Here is a 24463-nt window from a genome sequence, read left to right on the forward strand (position 1 = left end):
TCGAATAAATGTAACACCGGTCACGACCGCACACAAGTCGCTAGGCCGGCAGGACGCCACGAAAGCTCCTATCTAGGCTTTCCATACCGTTTTGAGGTTGCAGAATTCGCGAATACCTTCGGCGGCCAGCTCGCGGCCAAAGCCCGAGCGCTTGATCCCACCGAATGGCAGCTCTTGATTTGAGACCGTCATCCCGTTGATGAACACCGCTCCGGCCTCGAGCCGCTCCAGGAACCACTGCTCTTCGGCGGCATCATTGGTCCACAGGGCGCTGGAGAGGCCAAAGGTGGTCTGGTTGGCAACCTGCAGCGCCTCTTCCCGATCCCGGACCCGGTATAGCGAGGCCACCGGACCAAAGGCTTCCTCCTGGACCAGCCGCATTTCGTCATTCAGCCCGGCAATTACCGTAGGCAGGTAGAAATATCCTTCACCCTGCGGGGCGGAGCCCCCGACAAGCACCTGTGCACCCAAGGCCACCGCATCATCCACGAGACCTGCCAATTCATCGCGTCCATCGGCGGTGGCCAGTGGCCCAACCTGCGTCGCCGGATCCATTGGGTCACCCACCACGAGCTCGCCCATCAGCCGGGCAAATTCGGCAGCAAATTCGTCATAGACATCGGTATGCACAATAAAACGCTTCCCTGCGATGCAGGATTGGCCGTTATTGCTGATCCGCGCCCTCACTGCAGTAGCCGCCGCGGCAGGAACGTTGGCTGAATCCATGACAACAAACGGATCCGAGCCACCCAGCTCGAGCAAAGACTTCTTCACATGATCCGCAGCAATCGACGCCACCGAACGCCCTGCAGGTTCGGAACCGGTCAGGGTCACGGCCTTAACCCGCGGATCCGCGATTACCGGGGCAACCGCGCCGCCACCGATGAGCAGTGTGCGGAATGAGCCCGCAGGGAATCCCCCTCGTTCAAAGAGAGTGTCCAGGTAGATTGCCGACTGCGGCACATTCGAGGCGTGCTTGAGCAGACCGGTATTGCCCGCCATCAGCGCAGGAGCCGCGAAGCGTATGACCTGCCAAATGGGGTAGTTCCACGGCATCACGGCAAGCACGGCGCCTAACGGCTGATAAGTAGTCCACGCCTTTGAAGCGCCAACAACCGAGGGGTCTTCCAAAGGAGTATCAGCCAAGAATTTTTCGGCATTCTCGGCATAAAAATGCATGGACGCCGCGGACTTGCGCACTTCGGCGAGCGATTGCGCGATGGGCTTGCCCATCTCCAGAGTGATCAGCCTTCCCAGCTCTTCGGCTTCAGCTTCCAGGAGCCGGGCGGTTGCTTTCATCCATTCGGCCCGCTGCGCGTAGCTGGTTCCACGCAGGATTTTCGCTGCTTCGTCGACATGGGCGATGCGGCGCTCCACTTCTTCGGTGGAGTGGGCTTCAAAGACTTGTTCGGTGACGCCGGTGGTTGGATTCACTGTTGAGATTGCCATGGTTTTCAATTCCTTTGCTGGGGTAAGTTTTCGTCATTTTCGAAAACCTGTTGCTCCGAGTATATGAGATACGATTCGTATCGGATAGTATCTATCCTAGCGCCATGTGATGTGGTGCACACGATTGAGCATGCTTCGTCGTGTTCCAGACTTTCAAAGGAGTGAACGCCCGTGAGTGCAGAAGGAAATCTGCCGCAGGACCTTCCGCTGTTTCTGACCGACGCTGATGTCGCTCACCTCTCGGATTGGCCCAGTGCTATTGAGGCAATTCGCGAGGCCTACAGCACCGACAATGACGAGCTGCGAACCCCGGGACGAATTTTTGCGCAGTCCCCGCAAGAGTGGTTGCGCATCATGCCTTCGGCCCCTGCCAGCGGCAAGGTTTTTGGCGCTAAGTCCATCGCCGGATCTTTCACCGGTGGGCTCACCGTCAGCTACCTGATCTCCTTGTTCGATAAGAACACCGCAGACTTGGTGGCACTGATAGACGGCAACCGGGTAACCGGTTTGCGCACCGCCTCAACCACCGCTGTTGGAGTTTCCACTATCGTGCCGCAGCGCGCATTGCGCGTAGGCATTATCGGCTCGGGATTCGAGGCCCGCTCCCACCTCACCGCCTTCTCCCACCTGATGAAGTTCGCAGATATCCGCGTATTCAGCCCCACTGTGGCTAACCGCGAAGCTTTCGCGAAGGAATTCGACGGTGTTTTTGACGCTCCGGCACACGCTGTCAGTTCGGCTCGCGAGGCTGTCGAAGGCGCAGACCTGATCCTCTGCGCTGCCCGCTCGCGCGATGAATCGCCCACCGTGCAAGCCGACTGGGTGGGCGCCAACGCTTCGGTTGTCTCCATCGGATCTACTACCCCGGCCCAACGTGAACTACCCACCGAACTAATTGGCCGGGCAAGCACCATCGTGGTGGACACCTATGAAGAAGTAGTCCATGACAGCGGCGACATGATCGCCGCGCGCGCCGCCGGCATCGATGTAGACGCCGTAGTACTGCCATTGCAAGCTGCACTGAGTGCTGAGAGCCGGATCGACACCGAGGCGGGGATCAGGATTTACAAGTCCACGGGTTCTGGCCTGCAGGACATTGTTGTCGCTGAGATGCTGCTGAACCGAGCACGCACTGAGGGTGTGGGCACGGTCCTGCCCGTCGGCATCGTTACCAGCCGTAAATAACTGACTTTTAACACACCAACCCAAAAATAAGGAGTACCTCATGGTGGATTACACCAAGTCCGAAGCTCGTTCCTGGGCTCGAGAGAATTTCACCGGCACCGTCGCGGTGACCCACCCGTCTTTCACACCAGATTTTTCTGCAATCAATGAAAACGCAATTCGCCATGACATCCTGCTGCTCAAGGAACGCGGTTATGCCGGTTCGCTGATTGTGGCCGAAGCGAATGTGACTCCGGAAGAAAACGCGCGGATCACCGCAATTGCCCGCGAAGCGGCCGGTCCGGACTTCGCGTTGTTCTTCCACGCAATCTTCGGCACCCTGGAAGAGAATATCCACGCCGCAAATCTGGCCGAAGCCGCGGGCGCAGACCGCACGCTGCTTGCGTACCCAGCATCCTTCTGGCCAACAAATTATGATCAGGTGTTCGACTACACCAAGAAGTTCACCGATGAAACGAACATGGCAGCCATGCTCTTCCCGCTGCCAGCGTGGGGATTTGAACGCATCCACCCGGCCGGCATGAGCGTTGAGTTTGTACGCCGTGTACTGGACGCGATGCCAAGCATCGTGGCGATCAAGGCAGAACAAGGCTACCCAGGCATTCCTGGCGTCATGGAGATGTACCACCACTTCCGAGATGAGGTCGTCATCTCCTGCCCCATCGAGTCTGAACTCATCCCTCTGATGTCCGTCCTGGACGTGCAGTTCTCCGGTACTGCGAATACCAACTGGATGGGTGACTACTACCCGCGCGCGTTCGAGCTGGCCCGTACCGGCAAGTGGGAAGAAGCCATGGAACTGTACTGGAAGGTCCAGCCAGCTCGCGCGGCAAACGGCGCAGTCTCCGCGACCTCCACCCCGGGTACCAATATGATCAACCGCACCCAGTGGAAGTACCAGGAATGGCTCTCGGGCTTCAATGGCGGTGCACTGCGTCCACCTGCAGCCAAGCTTCCTGACCGCTTCATGAAGCAGCTACGCGCAAGTCTGGAAGCTTCCGGCCTTCCGGTCACCGACTCACCAGATGAAGAGTTCATGCGCGGACGCGTCTCCGCCTAACAGCCAGCGCACTGCAGCACGACGGTTCATAAGCCCCCTGAGGAAACGCAAACCAGCTCTTTGGATTTGCATACTTCCCCAGGGGGCTTTCAGTGTGTGGCAGCAACACATGGCCCAAGTCGGAATACCGTTTTTGTTTATCCTGATGTGCGTAGCCCAGCGCGCAAAAGGCTCCCGTTGCAGCGAAGTATCGTGAAGATATTTCGCAGCAACGGGAGCCTCAAAGCTCGCTCGGACTATGCGCCATCGATCAGGGGGTCAATCCTCCACACTTTGCAATGATGTTTTTCTTTTCGGCTCTGGTTTGGCAGCGTTCGAACCATCAAAGGTTTCTTCCGCTGCTTGGAAGTGCCTGGACTGCTGACGCAATCCGGCCAACGCGCCAAGCAGGACCCCGATAGGCAGTAACAGCACCAAAAAGATTCCGGACAAGCCCATGCCGGTGGCGATCAGTGTTCCTCCAACTACCCCGCCTGTCGCGGAGCCGAGTCGGCCACCGAATTCAGTGACTCCCATGCCCAAGCCACGCGCGCTCTCCGGGAAGCTCATGGCCGCAAGAACTCCACGAGTTGGCCCAAAAGCACTGGGCAAAATAAATCCGGTAATCCCCAAAATGACTAGCAATGAACCAAAACTTGGTTCACGCGCCATAGAAACCACCAGTGCCATGATCGCGGCCAGACACAAGGCACCACCAATCACCGTGAATCGGGAGCCACGTGCCAGGAGCAACCCCAGCACGACACTTCCCAGCACGCTGGTGAACCCGTAGAGGCCCACAATGGTGCTGCTTTGCACCGTGTCCAAGCCAGGAACGGGCAACTGCAGTAGCGTAGGCAGATACTGCGCAATGAGCAGCTGAGTGCCCAACGAGAAGAAGCCAAAGATCCACAGCAGCAAAGTACTGGTCACAAACTTCTTCCCCAGCACCGTGCGGACCGAGACCCGATCTCTTGCCAGCACTTTCACCGGTATATTCCCAGCCAGCTTCACCGCACGGCGCGCCGGTGACTCGGGTACTACGAAGGCCAGTACAACGATAATCACCAGGGGAATCACGCCGCCAACTATCAGCAGCGCCCGCCATCCTACCGTGGGCAGCAGGAAGCCTGCGAGGGTGGCGCCAATGGTGGTTCCCAGTCCAACACCGGCATAGGCCGCTGCAAGCAGGGCTGCCCGACTACGTGCCGGAACAAGGTCCGCCAGCAAGGTGTTGCCGGAGGCCATCGCGGCACCCATTCCTACACAGCCAAGAAGGCGCCAGATGACAAATTGCGTAAAATCTGCGGACGTCCCTCCCAGCGCGGTGGCGGAGCCGAAAATAACGACACTGAAGATGAGAATAGTCTTGCGCCCCCACCTCACTGATAAGGCACCGGAAATAATGGCGCCCAACCCCATCGCGAGGAATCCCACGGCAACGACGAAGGCGATGCCGCCGCCCACCGAAACTCCCCACTCTTTGATGAGCGTGGGGAAAACGTGGCTGACTATCGTCACGTCCATGCCGTCAGTCAACAGCACCAGCGTAATCATCGTGAAGTAGAGCCAGTGGCGTCCGGTCAGACGTTCACGGGGTGCATGCGCAGCAGGCACAACATTCTCAGTGTCGTGATTCATGCCTAGTTCGCCTTATTTGCCGGGATTCGAAAAGAACTGGTCAAGCTTCTCGGTGGGCAGATAGTCATCCGGGCTTCCGGCCAGATCGGTCAGATCGCTAGGTTCCCACGTGGCGTCAGCAACCTGCTCAAGGTTCTCGCGCGTCACAAGCACCGAAGGCTCCACAATCTGGTTGATCTTCGGGCCTTCACCCTTCAGTATGCGCAAGGCCACCTCAACGGAAACTTCGCCGGTGCGAACTGATGGAGTAGTGGTTCCAAAGTACGGGTACTCGGGATTGGCCAAGGCCCAGGAGGCAAACCCCTGGCTTGAACCGTCATCTGCAATTGGTGGAACGTCCATGCCAGCTTCTTCAAAGGCGTTGCGAATACCAACACCCATGGTTCCGGCCTGCATGACCGCATCAACGCCCGCCGGGTTAGTGGCAAGGAACTTCTGCACCTCAGCCTGCGCGGTGGCCGGCTGGAAGAATCCGGTCACGTTACCAACGACCTTCACATCCGGGCAAGTCTCCAAAATGGCATCCATGCCAATATCGGCCAAGGTGGAGCTTGGAATGCCTGGGATACCGGCAACTCGAAGCACGTCGCCCTTGCCCCCAATGGAACGCATAGTTCCGGCGGTGACTTCTGCAATCGCCAATGGCACATTGCGCGTTACGGTGACGGCATATTCGGAGTCGATAGGCACCTGGGCGGCAACCAACGGGATACCGGCATCAAAGGCCTGTTTTGCCAGTGCCACCGATGGTTCCGGAGCGATGGCCGTATAGATGATGACATCCGGCTTCAGGGCAAGGGCCTCATTGAACTGCTGGAGTTGCAGTGGCACGTTGGATGGATCATCCGGAGCAAATTCGCCCAGAACCTCAACGTCCGCCTTCTTCAAGCTCGCACGAATCGACTCGGACATGGAGGCAATAAAGGGGCTGGCAGGTGGCATCCCCACCACGGCGGCGGTGAAGCCCTCGGTCTTCTTTGACTTATAGTCGGCCCACGCCGACGTGCGTACCTCGTCCGGATGCAGGGAGTACCCATCAGCGATTTCTGGCGAGAAATCTTTCAACAGACCGTTGGGATCATTGGCTGCACCTTTGGGAACCGAACCACATGCGCCGTCTGCGACAGGCCCGGATTGGTTGCTTGCTGCCGCACCGTCGGCGGCAGGATCCGCACTGGTGCCTCCCGCACAACCCGTCAATGCCAGGGCACTAATTCCCAGAATCGCTGCCCCAAGCTTTGAGATTCGTGGAATTTTGGTGTTTTTCTGCATATCGAACTCCTCATCGAGTGAAACGCTTCGTAGCGTATCGCATAAGACTAGACACATGCGGTACGGTTCGTCTAGTTTCGAATGTAGCGGGCATCACAAATTTTCACATAAGGGGACCACCAGTGACACATCAGCCAGCAGGCCTAGAGCTCAAAGGGGTGAGCAAACGCTTCGGCGCTACACAAGCACTGAGCGACGGCCAGCTCCACCTCCGACCCGGTGAGATTCACACACTCTTGGGCGAAAACGGTTCGGGCAAAAGCACCCTCGTAAAGATCATTGGCGGGGTGCACCGGCCAGATTCGGGAACCCTGACTTTTAATGGCGAACCGGTCTACAGCCGCTCACCCAAACAAGCGGCGGACTTGGGAATCGCTACGGTATTCCAAGAAGTCTTAACCGCCGGGAGCCAAACGGTACTCGACAACGTCTGGCTTGGTTCACACGGCATTTTTCGACACAAATTAAGCCGCACCAAACAGCGCATGCTTGCCCAGGAAGTACTCACCCGCATCGTCCCAAACATTGATTTGGACCAGCCGGCGGGACAACTTTCACTGTCCGAACGTCAAGCGGTGTGCATCGCCCGGGCACTGGTCCGAGGCCCGAAAGTTCTTGTGCTGGACGAATCGACGGCATCCTTGGATGTACAAACCAGGGACCGTCTCTTTGCTGAGATGCGTCGACTCACTACACTCGGCACCGCGATTCTCTTCATTTCCCACCGGATGGACGAGGTGGCAGAAATTTCGGATCGAGTCTCAGTGCTGCGCTCAGGGCACAGCGTCTTCACCGTTGAACGCGACAACCTGTCAATCGACGCCCTTATTTCCGAAATGACCGGGCGCTCCGATCACGAGGTGACGGTACGCCAACCTCATACGCCCGGAGAATTGCTCCTTCGAAGTCTTGACCTGCGGCTGACGCCCACGTCGACAGCCATCAATCTGGAACTGCACGCCGGTGAAATCGTGGGGCTGGCCGGGCTCGAAGGCCACGGCCAAGATCTATTCATCAAACGCCTCGCAGGTGTTGCCTCCGGTCCGGGAACGGTAGTGCGCACCGGGGAGAAAGATACGCAGACACCGTTGACCGATCGTAATGGCGACCGCCTCGGTGTGGCTTACCTGCCACGTGAACGCCGCGGCGAATCGCTATTCGAGTCGATGACCATCCAAGAGAATTTCGCTCTGCCCACATTGCATCAAGACCGCCACCGCGGGCTGCTGAACACCAAGAGCATCTCCCAGAGATTCAACGCCTTCGCCCAATCGCTGGCACTTCGCTTCGGCTCCGCCAATGACGCGATTTCCACCCTCTCCGGAGGCAACCAGCAAAAGGTCTTGCTCGCCCGATGGCTCGCCACCGCTCCTAAGGTATTGCTTCTGAATGACCCGACTCGCGGAGTAGATATCGGCACCAAGCGAGAGATCTATGCAATCTTGGACCGACTCAGCGCCGAAGGGCTCAGCGTAGTGGTGCTCTCCAGTGAAGTTGACGAACTCGTTGACCTGGCGGACCGAGTTTTAGTCTTCCGCGATCAGCAAGTATTTGCCGAAATCGCCCATCCCGAGCTATCCACCGAATCAATTGTCGCGGCCTACTTCGGCCAGAAATCAGAGGTGCACTCATGAGCCGCGTCCAACAGCTCCTCCAACGCTGGCCTTTCGCCTTTGCGCTCCTGCTTGCACTCGTTTTGCTGGTACTGAATCTCCTTATTTCCCCGTCCTTCTTATCCCCGCAACGGCTTCCCGCCACGCTTTCCACTCTGGCCCCGTTTGTGCTCGTAGGGTTTGCCTCAACACCAGCCATCCTCTCTGGAGGCATCGATATTTCGGTGGGCCCGCTGGCAACTTTCATCAATTGCTTCTTTGTCGCCATTCTGATTCCCGCGGGACTGGGCAACTGGCAGGTGGCTGCGCCCCTCGTGCTATTGCTGGCCGCAGCCATCGGGGCAATCAATGGGGTACTGATCGCAGTTTTGCGCTTGCACCCCGTGGTCGCCACCACCGGAATGCTCTTCCTGCTCATCGGATTGTCGCTGACCATCGCGCAGAACCCGATTGCAGCCCCGGATAACTGGACCGAGGTCTTCGCAGGCAGCGTTGGAATCATTCCTGGCGCACTGATCTCCATCGGTGCCGCCGCTCTGATTTGGTTTGGACTGCGCCGTACTGCCTTTGTCAGCAACCTGCTGGCCACCGGCGAAAGTGATATTTCGGCGTTCGGCTCTGGAGTGAATACCACCGCGGTGCGCATTCTCGCCTACTCGGTAGGCGGCTTGTTCGCCGGTATCGCCGGTATCGCGCTAACTGCCATTGTGCAGTCCTCACAGTCTTCCTTGGCCACCACCTACGCGCTGCTGGGATTGGCGGCGGCGGTGCTTGGCGGGACCAGCCTGGCCGGAGGCCGAGGCGGGTTGCTCGGCGCACTGTTCGGGGCCATCTGCATCTACCTGCTCCAACAGCTGCTGACCGCCTCCGGCGTCGCACCTAGCCTGATTCAGTTCGCCTACGGTGCTCTGCTCGTCGTGGGTGTCGTCTTGGGAGCCACGTTACTTACTCCACGGTTAAAGAAGGTTCGATCATGAGCGAGAGCACCACCATCAGAAAGCAAACGGCCTCGGCAGAACGACGCCTCGGCCCGAAGATCAAGCGGATACTTGTTGAGCTGCCAGTATTGCAAGCCTTGGTCTTGCTCGTCTTGGCGGCTTGGCTATTGATCAGCATTCCCTCCATCTTCAACCCACGTTCGGTGACCTCGTTGCTGTTGATCGCATCCTTGCTGGCTCTAGCGGCGATGGGCCAAACATTAGTCGTCATACTTGGTGGATTGGACCTTGCAACGCCTGGCTACATACTCTTTGGCGCCTTCATGGCAGCAAACGCCACGGGCAAACTGGGCTTGCCACCGGTGCTGGCAATACTGCTCACCATCCTCGTGTGTGGTGGCATCGGCGCCCTGATTGGCTGGATCTGCCATCACTTTACCGTCCAACCACTGGTAGTCACTTTGGGCACCGGCGCAGCTCTAACCGGCGCCACGCTGTTCTTGGCGGATGGCGATTATTCCTCGGTGCCCCATGATTCACTGCGTTCCCTGGCCAGCCTTCGCGCAACGACCTTCGGGCTTCCGTTCCCACCGATCATTCTGATCGTGTTGCTGCTCGGTGTGGCCCTATGGGTCTTCTTGAACCGCACCACCGCAGGACGCCGGCTTTATGCGACGGGAGTTAACTTCAGAGCCGCGGGACTGACAAGAATACGAACCTCAATCGTCTGGGTTCTGGTCTTTGCCGCTTCCGGTGCCTTCGCTGGCCTTGCCGGGGTATTCATTGCCGCCTATGGTTCGGGCTGGTCACAGACCATCGGCGATCCCTACCTGTTTTCCGGACTAGCGGCAGTGCTGGTTGGTGGAACGATCTTCGGCTCAATCCACGGCAGTTATACCCGCACGCTGCTGGGCGCACTGATTCTCACCTTGCTTTCGACGATCATTGTGAGCAATGGATTATCCGAGGCGCAAAGCCGCATCGTGTTCGGCGTCATCATCCTCGCCGTGGTTTCGCTCTATGGACGCGAACGGCACGTACGCAACAGGTTCTAAGCAAAGTCTCGTTTTCACACAATACAAAGCAGGCGGTTGCCCAGGCCATTTGGCCGGGGCAACCGCCTGCTTTGGATTGACTGCTGCTTTCTCGGGATGCTTCAGAAGAACCCACATCAAAGCCCATGAGATCGGCGCCGACAGTGAGTCGCCCCGAATACCCGCGCGACGCCTTACGCCGCCTCGACACAGGAGTGTCACCGGGAACGAGATGGGTCAGCACCAGATGCTTGGCTCCTGCAACCTCCGCCACGTCACGGCCAACCTGTTCGATGCTCGTGTGTGACTTGAGCAGGTGTTCGCGGACTGCCGGTCCAATTTCTGGAGGCAACGTCGCCGCAAGGTCCTCGGCGAACTGCGGATCGATGACCTCGTGTACTAGATAGTCGCAATCACGTGCCAAATCGATGAGGTTTTCACTCACCCCGGTGTCGCCTGAGATCACCACCGAACCGTCCGGCGTGTCAAAACGATAGGCAAAAGCTGGTGCCGTGGGCCGATGGTCAACCAATGTCGCGGACACCGTGACGTCGCCGTCACGCCAAACTTGGATTGGAGCCGATAACCGTGGTGGAATGCCTTCCGAATCCACATCCCAGATTCCGGTCAGGTCGATATCATGTATGGAGAATGTAGTCTCGGGCCGGTCGAAGTTGCTGTCTCGGGCACGGTCATTAAAATCCGAGGCGAAAGCCCGCTGCAGATATCCGGTCATCGCTACGGTGCCCGGCGTTGGGTTTTCGGGATTATAGAGATCCGGTTCCTTGCGTCCCGGCGGGAAGACTCGTGGAAGGCTCCCCCGATCACCTGGACCGAACACATGGATCGGTTCAGGATTCTCAAGTCCAATTCGATTCATACTGCCCACCGCATGCGCCGCGGGCCACTCAGCGATATGATCGCTGTGCAGGTGGGTGAAGAAGATTCCGCGCACGCGGGAGAACGCTCGACCACCGAAGCTTTCGGCGCCCAGCCCCGCTTCCATAAGCCGCATCTGCGAGCCAAGCCCCAGATCCACCAGATACACCCGGTCTTTGTAAACGACCGCGGTGGACACTCCGTACCGCTTCGTACTGACCATAGGAGGACCGCCAGAGGTGCCCAGCAACACGACTCTGGTGCGAAACTTGTTTTTTCCTCGCGTAGCGGCGACGGGGGTGGCAATCGCCGCCGGTATTCCGCTGATGGCCAAGGTTCCGCTGGCAGCCAACAGTCCGGCTCCTTGCAGGAACCTGCGCCGGGAGGTATCCGGCAGCCGGCCTAAAGCCTTGGATAAGACATCACACATAGCGTTTCCCCTGTCTGGCCTTGTTGAGCCGATTGATAATTGGTGTAGACGGAAATTTTTCCCTAGCCCGGGCCACAATGTCCCGGTCCTCACTCTTAGTTTGTTCTCTAGATCCAGCAATGCCCGCCGGGTTTGGCCAGGCGGGCATTGTTTGGATTACAGATGGCTGGGTACAGCCTCGGGGGCATAAGGTCAGCGAGCCACAGGTTCAGTTTTCCGCATAATCATTCGGTGGATATCCGCGCGTAGTTCCAAGTACTCCGGACGGGACTTGGTGGCGATTTGGTCGCGCCCGGAGCCCAAAGGAATTTCGACGGAAGCAAAAACAGAAGCCGGCCGCCCGGAGAGCACGATGACCTTGTCCCCTAGGTAAACGGCCTCATCGATATCGTGCGTCACCAAGACGATAGTGACACCCAGCCGGTCACGGATATCAAGCATTAGATCTTCAAGATCCGCACGAGTCTGCGCATCTACAGAGGCGAAGGGCTCGTCCATGATCAAAATCTCGGGTCTATAGGCCAAGGAACGGGCAATGGCCGCACGCTGCTGCATACCCCCTGACATCTGCCACGGGTATAGGTGTGCCGCATGGTCCAAACCCACATCGGCTAGTGCCTGCTCGGCACGAGCGCGACGTTCCGCGCGGGATAGCCCGAGCCGGAGCAACGGCAGCTCGACATTCTTGAGCACCTTCATCCACGGCATCAGCGAACGGCTGTAATCCTGGAAGACCACGGAGAGTTCGGCTGGTGGCTGCACCACCACCCGTCCATTGACCCGAACTTCGCCGCTATTGGCAGGTCCCAGCCCGGACAAGGCACGCAGCAGCGTGGTCTTGCCGGTGCCTGATGGGCCCACAATGCACACAAATTCGCCTTGATTTACTGAGAAGGTGACGTTTGAAAGAACTTGATTGGCACCGAATGACTTGCCAAGCCCGTCGGCTTCGAGAATTTTCTTCGTAGTGGTTTTCATCTTAAGACCTGCTTTCAGCTTCGTGACTGGTGATGCCAGGCAAGCGCATATCGCTCGACAAACATGAGGATTACATTGAGTAGATAACCGATGACGCCAAGCAGGATCATCCCGGACCACATTTCGGGCAAAGAGAACTGTCGTTGGGCTTGGAGAATGAAGTAACCAATGCCTTGGGACGCGCCAAGCAGTTCGCTGGCGAACATCAAGATGACCGATACCGCTAGGCTTGCTCGGATCCCGGCGAAGATCTGCGGAGCCGCGCTGGGGACGACCACGCGTAGCACCCAGTCCAAAGGCCGCAACCGGTTGGACTTAGCCACATCGTTCACTGCTGGATGCACCCCGCGCACACCGTCTATGGTGTTGAGCAATACCGGCCAGAGCGCACCGAGCACCACTATCAGCACCCGCATGTCCGGGCCAATGCCCATCAGCTGAATGGCAAGCGGCAGCATGGCCACCGCCGGCAGGTAACGCATAAACTGCAACAGCGGTCCCACCGCTGTTGCCACCACTTCATTGAGCCCGAGGATGATACCCAGGCTCACACCTATGGCAATAGATATTGCCAGCCCCACAAGTACCGAATAGAGACTAGGCACCACGTGCTCCCCCACGAGGTCAAAAAGCCATAATTCTTGGAAGGTCCCCCAGATTGTTGATAAAGGCGGGAAGAAAATCGAGGTGCTTTGCGCGCTCAGTACCCACCACAAGGCCACCAGCAACGCCGGAACCAGGACGGACAACGCGGGCAAGAAAATCCGCCGTGTCATGACAAAACCTTTCGATGGGAAGGATGCCAAGCAAGCACCCGGCGTTCAAAGTAGGCAAACGCGGCATCGATTCCTACGCCGAGGACGCCGCACAAAAAGATGTACGCGAACATCTGAGCAATAGCACCACCTAGTTGACTTGCCACAATCTGTTCTCCAAACCCGCCTGCCGGAATGACAATCTGCGCGCTGATGGAGATCAGCAGGCAGATAGCTGCTGCCAATCGGATTCCGGTAGCAATGTAAGGCAACGCGGTGGGGATCAAAAGGTGGCGTACGGTATCCCAGCGTCTGACCTTAAAGGAACGGAAAGTGTCCCTTGCCACCGGCTCCAAGTCGCGGGCGCCGTAAATGGTTTGCATGATCATCGCCCACACGGCTCCAACAAAGGCCAGCAAAATCGTGCTCTCGATCCCAGAACCATAAAGCAGCACCACCAGCGGGACGAACACCAATGCAGGAATGGTACGAAGAAAATCGAGTGTGAAGACCGACAGCCGGTAGGCCACTTTGCTTATGCCTAGTGGGAATCCTAGGAGTACACCGATCACCACTGCGAGCACCAGGCTGACGAACCAGCTGATCAATGTTTCAGCGAGCGGTAACCATACCGAACCGTCCACGATCAGGCTCAGCACCGCACCGCCGACAATCAACGGCGTAGGTACCGCACCGAGCTGTCCGGACATCGCAGCAATCTGCCAGATCCCTAAAATCAGCGCAAAGACACCCAGCTGCGAAAGGAGTTTTATGGACCTCGGTCGTGGGCCGCGAATAACTTTGCCGGGTTTCGGCTCTGTATCACTATTACTTTGCCGACCAGATGAGATCTTCCGGGTTGTAACCGTCATCGATAAATCCTTCCTCGGTCATGAGCTCGACAAATGCTTGGATGTCGGCGGTCTGAAGTGCTGAGTCGTACACCGGGAGAACAGAGCTCTTGACAAGCTCTGGCGTCAGAGCGGTGAACTTTGGAAGGGCTTCACGGATGGCTTCTGGATTGTCATTCGCGTATTTCCCCGCCCGGTCCATGGCCCGAGTAAACTTCTGTATGGTTTCGGGGTGTTCTTTGGTAAATGCATCGCTGGCTACCCATTGCAAGGCGGTCATCCCACCGATACCGTCGGTGAATGGATGGCCGAGCAATTCCAACCCGGCGGCTTTTGCTTTGGACAGGAAAGGGTCAACGATGAAAGCTGCGTCCACGCGGTTCGTTTCAAGAGCCGGGACCATATCTGGGTAACCGATTTCCACGGTCTTGACCCCGTCCGGATCGACCCCTGCGTTCTTGAGCAGCACACGCAAGGCTAGTTCGGGGGTGGATTTCAGTCCGACAACCGCCACGGTTTTTCCGGCTAGGTCTTTCAACGACTCGACGCCGCCATCTGCCGACGCAATCAGGGCCGTCGTATCATTCTTTGCATCTTGCGGGTATCTGTCGCTCCCACCCACAACTTTAATTGGCAGGCCTTTAGATGCCGCGGTCACCGTTGGAACCGAAGCCATCAGCGCAATTTGAAGTTCATCATTGAACAGCGAAGGGATTGCCGTAGCCGCGGTTTGGATCGTCGTTGGCGTGACGTCCAATCCTTCTTCCTCGAAGAAGCCTTGCTCCTCGGCGATATAGACGTGTGCGGCGTTGGCGATGGGAGTGATTCCCACGGCGAGAGGCACTGTTTGTGTTTCGGCGCCTTGCGACGAGGCTGCTCCGGAGCAACCTGTCAGCAATAGCGCACCGGCGGTCAACGCCGAAAGAGCGGCTAGTGGCTTGGAGAATCTGGACATGGGTACTCCCTCATTAACTATTACAAGATACGAAACGATTCGATTCGTATTGAACGGTAAGTGGCGTAGGGTACATTGTCAACGTCGACCCCCTTGCCCTCCCGGCGAATTGAGGCCATTACTCCAAGTCGGCGATTCGTTGGCCCATTTTCTGCCAGCTGAGCGGAAGTCTTCAGCAGGTCATAGTCTGAAAAATTCTCGAAAATAATATGCACCAGGTCACAAACGCGATACGATACGAAACGAGTCGAATTCAATTACTGATGAGCTTTCCGAACGTTTGCAGTCCTTTCAAGGAGAAAAATGTCTACCGAGACCAGCACCGTGTCCGCCTCCAAGGTTCTTTCCAGCTCCTGGAAAATCGACGGGCTGACGATCAAGAACCGCTTTGTGCTCAGCCCGATGGCAGTGCTGCAGCCAACCAAGGACGGAAGTCCCAGCGAACAGACCATCGCTTTCCTCACCACCCGCGCCAAGGGCGGCGCCGGTCTGCTGATCGTTGGCGGCACCGTGGCCACCGAAAGCGGATATGCGGAGGCACCCTTCCAGCCACTCATGCGTTTTGATAATGACCGGTTCATTCCAGGACTCAAGAAGATGGTAGACGCGGTCCACGCGTACGATGTGCCCCTCTTCGCGCAGATCTTCCCGGCCTTCGGCGCCATGGGAGTACCGGGAGAGGGACGCACCACCCGCGCCGCCAGCCCGAAGCCGGTGCGCATGGCGGCACCGCGCTTGCCCCATGGAATGTATATACCCGGCGGACGAACCAACCCAACTCCTGAAGAAATCACCAAGGAAGAGCTGCTCGAGGTCCAGAACGAGACCGTCGCCGCGGTACTGCGCGCCAAGGCAGCGGGGTTCGACGGCATCGAGATCGGCGCCCATATGCGCTACCTCTACTCATCCTTTTTCTCCCCCCGCACCAACTGGCGCAGCGATGAGTACGGTGGCAGCGCGGAGAACCGCGCCCGCTTCCTAGCGGACACCATTAGAGCGATCCGTGCCGAAGTCGGCCCCGACTACCCGGTGGGCGTACGCATGAGCGTAAACGACCATCTGCCCGATGGGCAGGGTCCGGAAGGTTTTGCCGAAGTCATGACCTATGTCGTCAAGGAAGGCATCGGGTACATCGCGCTGACCGATGCGAATTACGAGTCGATGGACGACAATCTCCCGTCCTCTTCAGGACAGATGCTGGCGCACAGCGAGCCGCAGATCTTCCGCAAACATTTGCCGAATGTTCCGCTCTTGCTCAGCAACACCTACGAACCGCAGCAAGCTGCGCAAGCAATCGAGGACGGCTATGCCGACGGAATTATGCTCGCCCGCCAGCTGCTGGCCGACCCCGAATTCCCCAATAAGGTACTCGAAGGCCAACAGGAAAAGATCAACTGGTGCGACCATGACAATTCATGCTTGCGTCGATTGATTCTCAACGTCCCGGTTCGTTGCCACCTGAACCCTGCCATGGGTCGTGAAGCGGCACTGGCCGGTGCCGAAGAATCCTTGGCTACCAAGCTGAAGCGTCCGGTAGATGCCTTTGTCATTGCCGCAGCAGGGTCGCCCTCGCTGATGGGCCTTGCCGACAAGCTGGCCAACGCCAAGATGGCCAAGGACGCCAAGAAGTAGTCCACTAGGAAACTGCGTCCGGATTCCAGACGGAACTCGGGCGCAATTTTGCTATGTGCTTCTGGTGTTTGAAGTACAAAAGGCACCCGAGGAGATTGAGTATTCCTCGGGTGCCTTGTCGTTGGACATTACATGGTCGGTTCGGTCCCCGTGCGCAATGCTCGTCCACTGCCCCGATAAACTGCCACGGTCCGCTTTCCGGCACGCACCAGGACGTCGACTATCATTCGCCGCCCTTCATGGAAAGTCACTTCGGCCTGCGCCACCAGCTCTTCGCCAATATGGGCCGGGCTGAGATAAGAGATATCAGCCTCGGCCGTGGCAATGCCCGCGCCGAAGGTGTTCGCAGCCATGGCAAAGGCGGTATCCGCCACGGCAAAAACGTAGCCACCGTGGGCAATGCCGTGTCCGTTGGCCATATCGGCTTCCACCTGCAACACCGCGGTGGCGCGCCCTTCGCTGGCTCTCAACACGCGGATCCCCAGCCGTTCCAGACTCTTGTCTGCGGCAAGCATCGAGTGTGCCGGTTCGGCAATCTGGGCTTGTTGACTCATGATAAACGCTCCACAACCATCGCCATCCCCTGGCCGCCACCCACGCAAAGCGTCGCCAAACCGAGAGCTCCATCCTTGGCTTGCAATCCATTAACCAGAGTGCCCACAAGCCTGGTACCTGTGGCACCAAATGGGTGACCCAGAGCAATGGCACCGCCAAAGGGGTTGACCTTCTCCGGGTCGGCACCCAATTCCCGCACCGTAGGAACTACCTGTGCGGCGAATGCTTCATTGAGTTCCACAATGTCAATGTCATTGATTCCCAAGCCCAGTCGCTGCAGCAGGCGCCGGGACGACTCCACAGGTCCTAGACCCATAATTTCAGGGGACAGTCCGCTGGCTGCGCTGCCCAGAATACGTGCCAGCGGAGTCAATCCCAGTTCATCCGCGCGTTGTGCGCTCATCACGACTAACGCGGAGGCTCCGTCGTTCAACGGGCTTGCATTGCCGGCGGTCACTGTGCCGGATTCATGGAATACCGGCTTGAGTCCGGATAGCGTTTCCAAGCTGGTGCTGGGCCGCGGCCCGTCATCATCTTTCACCAGCATGCCGGCATCGGTGGTGAACGGCGTGATTTCCCGTGCGAAGTACCCGTCCTTAACTGCTTGGGAAGCGCGTAGTTGAGAGGTCAGCGCCCATTGATCTTGGTCCGCTCTTGTCGTACCTGTTTTCCGGGCAACAAATTCTGCGGTCTTGCCCATGGAGATGTAAATATCAGGCAGTTGGCCTGCGGTTCGCGGGTCGCTCCACTGCGCACCGGATTCAAAGAGCTCGTCAGCACGGTGGGCGGATTGCGCGAACCCGGGGTATGGAGAGTCGGTGATCGGTGGGGTGCTGCTCGTTGACTCAACGCCTCCGACCACGAACACCTCTCCATCTCCTGCACGGATCGCTTGGGCTGCCATAGCGGTAGCTTGCAACGAGGATGCGCAAAATCGATTCACCGTCGCCGCGGGTACATTGTCCAGTCCGGCGAGCACCATAATTCGGCGGCCCACATTGTCCCCTTGCGCGCCCTGCGGCATGGCGCAGCCGAAGTAGGAGTCGGCGATATGCTCGCCCTGAAGCTGCGGGAGCTTGGCCATAGCACCGCGCACTGCGGCTAACCCAAGATCTTCCGGGCGTTCCCCCGCAAGGGAACCCTTGCGTGCACGACCGATAGGCGTCCTGCTATAGGCGACTATCACCGCATCATTCGCTGCAATGGCTGTACTCACGTTGACGATTCCTTTCATGGCGGCAGCGTGCCTGGTTCAGCTCCGCAGACCGCGTGAAATGTTTTGATTGGCATGAAAATAGCTCTGGCCTGCGCCATAGAGTAGAAAAAGTTCCATCAATGCGCTCTGAAATAAATATATACGAACCGTATCGTATCCTACAAGGACAATGATCGTTTATGGCTAATGTGAACTTCTTTTCTCATGAAGAAATCCCTGCACCTTCACGAGCAGAGCTCGTGAAGGTGCAGGGATTTCTTGAGTCTTATTTTCTCACCGCGAGACCCTCCAGGGCGGTTTCCAAAATCTCGTTAACCGCGGCCGCGTCCAGAGGTCCAGACTCAACAAGCAGTCGGAAATACACTGGAGCATAAAGCATCTCGGTCACCATCATCGGATCAAGGTCCGAGCGCATCGCACCTTCGTCCATAACACGTTCAATGAGCGCACTTACCGCTGCCGCTCGCGGATTCCAGAAACGATCCTTGAACTCAGTCAGTGCCGCGTGATCCTGCTGGCACTCACCGACAAGCTGGGCCACCAGGCGGCCCTCGCCGCCGGCATAGACCTCCGTCAGGGATTTGAGGTGCTCGCGCAGAGCATCGATAGCCGGGATATCTTCACGAACCGGAGTGCGAGCTACGTGATTATCCAAGAACGTATCGATGACCACCGCAACCTTGCTAGGCCACCAACGGTAAATGGTGGTTTTGCTGACTCCGGCCTCGCGGGCGATACGCTCGATTGATAGTTTCTGAACGGAAACACCGGCGGACCCTGAATTGTCGAGCAACTTCATGGTTGCTTCGAGAATCGCTCGACGACTACCTTCACTTCTAATTGCCATGGCACAACCATACGCGTTTTCGCATTCAATACGAAACGTACACAATCACGCTGGCGCTTCCAAGATTTTGAGCTTCCGTCGGCTTCCACAAGGAAGAACCCAAACCAAACATCAGCGATAATCCGATCAGACGGCTCCTGCAATAACTCGCGCCCGATTTTTCAGCGCGAATCCTGCTTCTTCGGCCTCGGCACGGGTAATGCGGGTTCCTGCTCCGATCAGCTTCCGGGCTGCCAGATGATCTGCCGGCAAGTTGACCGATTCGACCGCCGCCAAGGCCTCACCTCGGAAACACAGCACCGAAAATTTCGCGGTCCGGGGATCGCCGAGCACCAGGGTATCGTCACCAGCTTGGCTGAGGCCAGCTATTTGCAAGCGGTAAGGTCCTTGGGTGGACCAGAACCATGGGAGATCCGCATAAGGGCTCTCGTCGCCGAGAATACTGCCGGCTAAATGCCTAGCTTGGTCCGTAGCATTTTGCACCGATTCAAGCCGTGTTCGGCCCGGCGAATGCACATTAGGGAAATTGGCGCAGTCGCCCAAGGCAAAGATGCTGGGATCCGAGGTGCGCAGGCACTGATCCACCACAATTCCGTTCGAGGTCTCCAACCCGGCATTTTCAGCCAGAGCTACGTTGGGCAAAACTCCAACGCCCACTAACACCAGATCCGCCGGGTATCGCTGCCCGGTGCTCGAGACCGCAGCCATTACTTCTCCCCCGCCCGCCGCTTCGAATCTTTCGATTCCCTCGTTCAGCCGCAACTCGACACCAAGGTCCCGGTGAGCTTGCGCGAACCACTGGCTCATCGGCTCACTGAGCGCACGGGCCATTGGGCGTGCGGCGAATTCCAGCACCGTCACATGGCAGTCGTGGGCTCTGGCGGCCGCAGCAAATTCGAGCCCGATAAATCCCGCCCCGACAACCACCACATTTTTGGCCGCGGGCAACGCAGCGTGCAGATCCTGTACATCGTCCAACGTGCGCAGCGAATGCACGCCATCGAGCTTCGAACCCGGACATTCAATGAGCCTGTTACGCGCACCGGTAGCAAGCACCAAATGCGTATAGCCTAAGGAGTTTCCGTTGGACAGTGCCACCTGGCGGTTCGGGCGGTCGATGTCGATGGCGCTAACGCCGTCCAGCAGGTTGATGTTCTTCTGCGAAAAGAAATTTTCACCACGTAGCGGTAATGGCTTGGGTGTGCTTTGCGGAGCGAGGAAGTCCTTGGACAACGGTGGCCGTTGGTATGGAAGCCCGGCCTCATCGGCAACAATTGTGATCTGCTCGGTATATCCGTTGCCGCGCAGCGAATCTGCAACCTGCAGCGCGCTTAGACCGCCGCCTATGATTACTACGCTCATGACTACACCTGGCCCGCGGGAATATCAACAATAATTTCGGGCAGCGACGCCCCGATGCTGATCTGGCAGCCCAACCGTGAACGTTCGGTGCGTTCTGCCGCAGTGCAGTCAAGCATTTCGTCCTCGTCCGCTCCCAGTTCGGGAAGCGCGTCCGCGTATTCCGGACGGATGTACACGTGGCAGGTTGCGCACATCGCCTGTCCGCCGCATTCCCCCACGATTCCGTCAATTCCATTGCTCACCGCAGCGCGCATCAAGGTGGTTCCCTGCTCAACTTCGAGTCGTTGCGCGGTTCCGTTTGGCTGGGTAAAGGTAATTCTAGGCATGTTTGCTCCTGTAAAAGTTTCTTGGTTGCTCAGTTCCAGGTAACCGGAAGGCTGGTCAACCCACGGAAGACCCAACCTGCCCATTGCCCGGGGCGAGATTCTTCAATGCGCAGCCCGGGGAATCGTTCATAGGCTTTCGGCACGGCGATCTGGCCGATAGCACTCTTCGCCGCCCAATGCCCCGCGCACAGGTGCACTCCGGCACCAAAGGCGAGGTGTGATTTTTTAGGCCGGCTGATATCAAAGTCCGTCGCGTTTTCCCCGAACTGGGCAGGGTCATGATTGGCCGCGGCAACCACCACTGCGATACCGGAGCCGGCCGGAATCCTAACCCCTTCCAACACCGTGTCCACGGTGGTTTCTCGTGGGTACATGCCGATAGGAGAGAGCCATCGCACCGTCTCATCAAAGACCGCGGTCCACCGCGTAGGATCAGCCAGGACTTGCTCTCGTTGGTCGGGATGATTGCTCAGAGCCCACACGATATTGGTGACCATATGTTGCGGTTCGTTCATGCCTCCGGAAATGCTTAGCTTCACGTTGGCCGCGATATTTGCATCGGGCAATCCACTGTTGGCCCAAGCCGAAAGCATGGAAGCATTGGGGTGCAGTTGATAGTGCGGAATGAGTTCGTTGATCAGCGCGTCGGCCTGCTCCGTGGATGACTCGCAACGCCTCCAGATCTCCGGGTCATCTAAGACATTTCCTATGCCGGCAATGAAGTCGTGCGACCAGGTGCGGACCGTTTGAACATCTGTGTCCTTCAAACCCACCAAATCTCCGAGGTTTTTGGCGGCCAATGGAGCTGCATAGTCGCGGTTCAGATCGGCGTTATCCGGACCAGCGTCCTCCAACTCATCGAGGTAGATATCAGCATTGCGGGCAAACACCTCTGCCCAGGCTTCCTTGATGTTCTTCGGTCGCAGTACCGGATTGACCGCAAGCCGATCAGTAGCGTGTTCCGGATCGTCTTTGCGCAGCATCGGGTGCGCTCCGATGGCACGATTCATGGTTGATCCGGAGACATTAGCGCTGAAGATGCTCTGATCCTGCTCAATTTCATGGCATCCGGCATAACTGGTGACGAGGAATTTGTTGAGCATCGGCACCCATGCGACCGGGGCTTCGGTACGCAGCCGGGCATAACTCTCATACGGATCCGCGAGCAGCTGCGCCGGTTGGAGCCAATCGACTACCGGAACCTCTTTTGCTCCAGAATGTTGTACTCCGCCTATATCCGTCGGGCGACTCCCGGCTCGTTCGGGCAGTTCGGTTGTTCCATGTCCCATTGGGCAACGGGCTCTATTCGCGCTCATGGTTGGCTCCTAGCTTGGGCCTGGGTTCGTTGTTTCACTAAGTGTCACATCGGACCAACCAACAGTAAACTGCGAATATTAGTGATACTTCTTCGATTAGTTAGGAAATAGCCGTTGGCTAAATTCACCCTGCGCCAATTGGAACTATTTGCCCAGCTGCCTAAGCACCAGACTTTGAGCTCCGCTGCGCAGTCCCTTCACATGTCAGATTCTGCGCTGTCTCATGCGATCACCGAACTGGAAACGGCCGTAGGTGAGCAGCTTTGCGTGCGGCGCAAGGCGCGCGGCATGTACCTCACCCCCGCCGGAACGCATTTCGCCTCGCGAGCCAGCGAAATTTTGCGTGCCACTGATTCCTTGGCTGGAGAGCTTTCGGAAGTCAGCGGTGAATTGCGCGGCCCGGTCTCACTGGGCTGTTACACGGGATTGGCCAGCAACGTCCTGCCGGCGGTGCTGGAAGGGATTGCAAGACTGCACCCTGAAGTGAAAATCAGCATCACCGTAGGAGACCATGCCGACCTTCTGCCCGCCTTGGCGGGCGGTTCGCTGGATGTTGCGGTCGTTTACGATATCGGGTTGCCGGCAACTCTGCAGCGCAGTGTTGTTTATGAAACAGAAGTGATGGCGGTGCTGGCACAGTCGGATCCGCTGGCTAGTGCGCAGTCTATCGATCTAGCCGATTTGGCAGCCAAGCCGTTGATCATGCTCGATACCGCTCCAAGCTCTGATTACACGCAATTGATGTTCTCCCAGCGCGAGCTGACCCCGATATTCGGCGCCATCGTTCCGCAGATCGACCTCGTGCGTGCACTGGTCGGACGCGGCCTTGGCTACAGCCTGCTAATGTCACGTCCTAACCAGATCCCGGTGTCGAGCGAGGGACTCGGCCTGGTGACGCGCCACCTAAATCCGCGCAGCGGAGTGACCTCGGTGGTTGCACTCTGGCCGACGGGCGTTACACCCAGCGCTCGCGCCCGAGCGGTCATCGATTATGCCATCGAGGCGTTGGAGGCCAGCGAACCAAGCTGACTATCCCCGTTCAACTCAAAGACAAATTTTCCTCAAAGCGCGCTGAGTCCAGGGCCCACTCATTGCTTTATCTTGTGACCCGAATTACAATCGAAACGATACGAATCGAACTTTTCGGGGAAAGGTCACGGCAACCATGCTCATTTTTTCCTTCGGGGCGCAACGATGACCGCCGTACTCGACACCCGCTCGGTACCCGCCGCCGAGCGCCGGGATTACTGGTCCGCAGGGATTGCCGAACGCTTCTTCCCCATGCGCGTCGAGGAATTTGTGTCCCCGTCTTTCGAAGCACGCTTGGCCAGCGGCCAGCTTGGCTCGGTGGCAGTGCAGTCCATCCAAGGACTCGCACACCGAGTGGCACGCACCCAGCAGATGATCGCTGCAGCCGACCCGGAAAGCATCTTGCTCTATTTGCTCACTAAGGGCGAGATTCTCATAGGGCAAGATGAGCGCCAATGCCTGCTGCGACCCGGCGACTTAGCCTGCCAAGACACCTCAACTCCCTCAATCTTTGAAAGCCGCGGGGACTTCGAGGTGCTTGTATTCAGCGTTCCCAAGTGGTTCATTGGGACTCGGGCTGTAACCATCGTCGGCCAGACCGCCATTCGGGTTGGCGGCGGCAGCAGAGGTGGCCTCACTACCTTGACGGCACCGTTCTTGGCGAACCTGGCACGCACCGCGCTCGGCGGCAACTTGGATGAACGGGACGGACCAAGCGCCGCACAAATGCTACTGCCCATGCTGGCCAGCATGTTCGAACGAGAAAACCCTTCGGCATTAGCCACCCGGCCGCAGACCCTCTTGGCGCAGATGCAACGCTTCGCGCTGGACCAACTCCACGATCCGCAGCTCGGGCCCGAACTGATCGCACAGGCCCACTACGTTTCGACCCGCTACGTGCACAAGCTCTTCGCGCAAACCGGGCTAGGCGTCTCGGCATGGATTCGCGAACGCCGTCTGGAAGGCGCCGCCGGGGAACTACGGCGTTTCCCGGAAAGTTCCGTTGCCTCGATTGCGGCCAAATGGGGATATCTGCACCCGGCAAGCTTCAGCCGGGCGTTCCGCGAAGTACATGGTTACTCACCCCGGGATGCCCGGCTAGCAGCCTAGCCTGTCGTGGCCAGAGGCTTCGATTTCTTGGCGCCTGCAAGAAGCATAGTG

At 57.9% G+C, this 24463-nt stretch carries 22 protein-coding genes; 8 read left to right on the forward strand and 14 right to left on the reverse strand.

Annotated elements, in window-relative coordinates; genetic code table 11:
- Positions 1-72: 72 nt before the first annotated feature.
- Positions 73-1449, reverse strand: coding sequence for an aldehyde dehydrogenase family protein (locus tag ACX5K5_RS15435; RefSeq protein ID WP_459174731.1), 1377 nt, complete (start codon positions 1447-1449; stop codon positions 73-75).
- Between the two features lie 171 nt (positions 1450-1620).
- On the opposite strand from ACX5K5_RS15435, the gene ACX5K5_RS15440 reads away from it, so the two are divergent.
- Complete coding sequence (locus tag ACX5K5_RS15440; protein ID WP_459174732.1) at positions 1621-2634, forward strand: ornithine cyclodeaminase family protein; 1014 nt, start codon at positions 1621-1623, stop codon at positions 2632-2634.
- A 40-nt stretch (positions 2635-2674) separates the two neighbouring features.
- On the forward strand, positions 2675-3694 hold the full coding sequence (locus ACX5K5_RS15445) for a dihydrodipicolinate synthase family protein (RefSeq protein WP_459174733.1): 1020 nt from the start codon (positions 2675-2677) through the stop codon (positions 3692-3694).
- Between the two features lie 258 nt (positions 3695-3952).
- Here ACX5K5_RS15445 and ACX5K5_RS15450 read toward each other — a convergent pair whose 3' ends face one another.
- Both ACX5K5_RS15450 and ACX5K5_RS15455 read right to left on the reverse strand, forming a co-directional pair.
- A complete protein-coding gene (locus tag ACX5K5_RS15450; protein WP_459174734.1) occupies positions 3953-5314 on the reverse strand; it encodes an MFS transporter in 1362 nt (453 codons plus the stop codon).
- 12 nt (positions 5315-5326) lie between these two features.
- Positions 5327-6586, reverse strand: coding sequence for a substrate-binding domain-containing protein (locus ACX5K5_RS15455; protein ID WP_459174735.1), 1260 nt, complete (start codon positions 6584-6586; stop codon positions 5327-5329).
- Positions 6587-6708: 122 nt separating this feature from the next.
- Here ACX5K5_RS15455 and ACX5K5_RS15460 point away from each other — a divergent pair, with 122 nt between their 5' ends.
- The 3 genes from ACX5K5_RS15460 to ACX5K5_RS15470 are packed head-to-tail and all read left to right on the forward strand — an operon-like array spanning position 6709 to position 10192.
- Positions 6709-8220, forward strand: a complete 1512-nt coding sequence (locus ACX5K5_RS15460; RefSeq protein ID WP_459174736.1) for a sugar ABC transporter ATP-binding protein — start codon at positions 6709-6711, stop codon at positions 8218-8220.
- Positions 8217-9176: an ABC transporter permease gene (locus tag ACX5K5_RS15465; protein ID WP_113607299.1), complete on the forward strand. Its 960-nt coding sequence runs from the start codon at positions 8217-8219 to the stop codon at positions 9174-9176. The genes ACX5K5_RS15460 and ACX5K5_RS15465 overlap by 4 nt, the downstream gene beginning before the upstream one ends.
- Positions 9173-10192: an ABC transporter permease gene (locus ACX5K5_RS15470; RefSeq protein ID WP_459174737.1), complete on the forward strand. Its 1020-nt coding sequence runs from the start codon at positions 9173-9175 to the stop codon at positions 10190-10192. The genes ACX5K5_RS15465 and ACX5K5_RS15470 overlap by 4 nt, the downstream gene beginning before the upstream one ends.
- Here the strand turns inward: ACX5K5_RS15470 and ACX5K5_RS15475 are convergent.
- The 5 genes from ACX5K5_RS15475 to ACX5K5_RS15495 form a co-directional block, all read right to left on the reverse strand.
- Positions 10134-11480 (reverse strand): MBL fold metallo-hydrolase, encoded by a 1347-nt coding sequence (locus ACX5K5_RS15475; protein WP_459174738.1) that lies wholly within the window; start codon positions 11478-11480, stop codon positions 10134-10136. The genes ACX5K5_RS15470 and ACX5K5_RS15475 overlap by 59 nt on opposite strands.
- A 192-nt stretch (positions 11481-11672) precedes the next feature.
- The gene (locus ACX5K5_RS15480; RefSeq protein ID WP_459174739.1) at positions 11673-12458 is read right to left on the reverse strand and encodes an ABC transporter ATP-binding protein; all 786 of its coding nucleotides are present in this window, start codon (positions 12456-12458) and stop codon (positions 11673-11675) included.
- A 14-nt stretch (positions 12459-12472) separates the two neighbouring features.
- Positions 12473-13234, reverse strand: coding sequence for an ABC transporter permease (locus ACX5K5_RS15485; protein WP_459174740.1), 762 nt, complete (start codon positions 13232-13234; stop codon positions 12473-12475).
- Positions 13231-14085: an ABC transporter permease gene (locus ACX5K5_RS15490; RefSeq protein WP_459174741.1), complete on the reverse strand. Its 855-nt coding sequence runs from the start codon at positions 14083-14085 to the stop codon at positions 13231-13233. The genes ACX5K5_RS15485 and ACX5K5_RS15490 overlap by 4 nt, the downstream gene beginning before the upstream one ends.
- Positions 14042-15019, reverse strand: a complete 978-nt coding sequence (locus ACX5K5_RS15495; protein ID WP_459174742.1) for an ABC transporter substrate-binding protein — start codon at positions 15017-15019, stop codon at positions 14042-14044. Before ACX5K5_RS15495 ends, ACX5K5_RS15490 begins: the two co-directional genes overlap by 44 nt.
- A 303-nt stretch (positions 15020-15322) precedes the next feature.
- On the opposite strand from ACX5K5_RS15495, the gene ACX5K5_RS15500 reads away from it, so the two are divergent.
- A complete protein-coding gene (locus tag ACX5K5_RS15500) occupies positions 15323-16651 on the forward strand; it encodes an NADH:flavin oxidoreductase (protein ID WP_459174743.1) in 1329 nt (442 codons plus the stop codon).
- Between the two features lie 128 nt (positions 16652-16779).
- On the opposite strand, the gene ACX5K5_RS15505 is transcribed toward ACX5K5_RS15500, so the two are convergent.
- The 6 genes from ACX5K5_RS15505 to ACX5K5_RS15530 all read right to left on the reverse strand — a co-directional run bounded on the left by ACX5K5_RS15505 (position 16780) and on the right by ACX5K5_RS15530 (position 22273).
- Positions 16780-17205, reverse strand: a complete 426-nt coding sequence (locus tag ACX5K5_RS15505; protein ID WP_459174744.1) for a hotdog fold thioesterase — start codon at positions 17203-17205, stop codon at positions 16780-16782.
- Positions 17202-18422: an acetyl-CoA C-acyltransferase gene (locus ACX5K5_RS15510; RefSeq protein ID WP_236640987.1), complete on the reverse strand. Its 1221-nt coding sequence runs from the start codon at positions 18420-18422 to the stop codon at positions 17202-17204. The genes ACX5K5_RS15505 and ACX5K5_RS15510 overlap by 4 nt, the downstream gene beginning before the upstream one ends.
- A gap of 265 nt (positions 18423-18687) precedes the next feature.
- Complete coding sequence (locus ACX5K5_RS15515; RefSeq protein ID WP_113607295.1) at positions 18688-19269, reverse strand: TetR/AcrR family transcriptional regulator; 582 nt, start codon at positions 19267-19269, stop codon at positions 18688-18690.
- Between the two features lie 126 nt (positions 19270-19395).
- A complete protein-coding gene (locus tag ACX5K5_RS15520; RefSeq protein ID WP_459174745.1) occupies positions 19396-20631 on the reverse strand; it encodes an NAD(P)/FAD-dependent oxidoreductase in 1236 nt (411 codons plus the stop codon).
- Positions 20632-20633: 2 nt separating this feature from the next.
- Positions 20634-20957, reverse strand: coding sequence for a 2Fe-2S iron-sulfur cluster-binding protein (locus ACX5K5_RS15525; protein WP_459174746.1), 324 nt, complete (start codon positions 20955-20957; stop codon positions 20634-20636).
- A 29-nt stretch (positions 20958-20986) separates the two neighbouring features.
- A complete protein-coding gene (locus ACX5K5_RS15530) occupies positions 20987-22273 on the reverse strand; it encodes a cytochrome P450 (protein WP_459174747.1) in 1287 nt (428 codons plus the stop codon).
- 114 nt (positions 22274-22387) lie between these two features.
- Between ACX5K5_RS15530 and ACX5K5_RS15535 the strand changes: the two genes are divergently transcribed.
- Together ACX5K5_RS15535 and ACX5K5_RS15540 are read left to right on the forward strand one after the other, a co-directional pair.
- Entirely contained in the window at positions 22388-23302 is a 915-nt protein-coding gene (locus tag ACX5K5_RS15535; protein WP_459174748.1) for a LysR family transcriptional regulator, read from the forward strand.
- 165 nt (positions 23303-23467) lie between these two features.
- Complete coding sequence (locus ACX5K5_RS15540) at positions 23468-24412, forward strand: helix-turn-helix domain-containing protein (protein WP_459174749.1); 945 nt, start codon at positions 23468-23470, stop codon at positions 24410-24412.
- Positions 24413-24463 lie beyond the last annotated feature (51 nt).

Source organism: Glutamicibacter bergerei (assembly GCF_054495185.1).

Bases quoted from the DNA above. Each gene is read 5' to 3' on its own strand.
- ACX5K5_RS15435 (WP_459174731.1), bottom strand. From the start codon at position 1,449: ATGGCAATCTCAACAGTGAATCCAACCACCGGCGTCACCGAACAAGTC.
- ACX5K5_RS15445 (WP_459174733.1), top strand. From the start codon at position 2,675: ATGGTGGATTACACCAAGTCCGAAGCTCGTTCCTGGGCTCGAGAGAAT.
- ACX5K5_RS15450 (WP_459174734.1), bottom strand. From the start codon at position 5,314: ATGAATCACGACACTGAGAATGTTGTGCCTGCTGCGCATGCACCCCGT.
- ACX5K5_RS15455 (WP_459174735.1), bottom strand. From the start codon at position 6,586: ATGCAGAAAAACACCAAAATTCCACGAATCTCAAAGCTTGGGGCAGCG.
- ACX5K5_RS15465 (WP_113607299.1), top strand. From the start codon at position 8,217: ATGAGCCGCGTCCAACAGCTCCTCCAACGCTGGCCTTTCGCCTTTGCG.
- ACX5K5_RS15470 (WP_459174737.1), top strand. From the start codon at position 9,173: ATGAGCGAGAGCACCACCATCAGAAAGCAAACGGCCTCGGCAGAACGA.
- ACX5K5_RS15475 (WP_459174738.1), bottom strand. From the start codon at position 11,480: ATGTGTGATGTCTTATCCAAGGCTTTAGGCCGGCTGCCGGATACCTCC.
- ACX5K5_RS15480 (WP_459174739.1), bottom strand. From the start codon at position 12,458: ATGAAAACCACTACGAAGAAAATTCTCGAAGCCGACGGGCTTGGCAAG.
- ACX5K5_RS15485 (WP_459174740.1), bottom strand. From the start codon at position 13,234: ATGACACGGCGGATTTTCTTGCCCGCGTTGTCCGTCCTGGTTCCGGCG.
- ACX5K5_RS15490 (WP_459174741.1), bottom strand. From the start codon at position 14,085: ATGACGGTTACAACCCGGAAGATCTCATCTGGTCGGCAAAGTAATAGT.
- ACX5K5_RS15495 (WP_459174742.1), bottom strand. From the start codon at position 15,019: ATGTCCAGATTCTCCAAGCCACTAGCCGCTCTTTCGGCGTTGACCGCC.
- ACX5K5_RS15500 (WP_459174743.1), top strand. From the start codon at position 15,323: ATGTCTACCGAGACCAGCACCGTGTCCGCCTCCAAGGTTCTTTCCAGC.
- ACX5K5_RS15505 (WP_459174744.1), bottom strand. From the start codon at position 17,205: ATGAGTCAACAAGCCCAGATTGCCGAACCGGCACACTCGATGCTTGCC.
- ACX5K5_RS15515 (WP_113607295.1), bottom strand. From the start codon at position 19,269: ATGGCAATTAGAAGTGAAGGTAGTCGTCGAGCGATTCTCGAAGCAACC.
- ACX5K5_RS15520 (WP_459174745.1), bottom strand. From the start codon at position 20,631: ATGAGCGTAGTAATCATAGGCGGCGGTCTAAGCGCGCTGCAGGTTGCA.
- ACX5K5_RS15525 (WP_459174746.1), bottom strand. From the start codon at position 20,957: ATGCCTAGAATTACCTTTACCCAGCCAAACGGAACCGCGCAACGACTC.
- ACX5K5_RS15530 (WP_459174747.1), bottom strand. From the start codon at position 22,273: ATGAGCGCGAATAGAGCCCGTTGCCCAATGGGACATGGAACAACCGAA.
- ACX5K5_RS15540 (WP_459174749.1), top strand. From the start codon at position 23,468: ATGACCGCCGTACTCGACACCCGCTCGGTACCCGCCGCCGAGCGCCGG.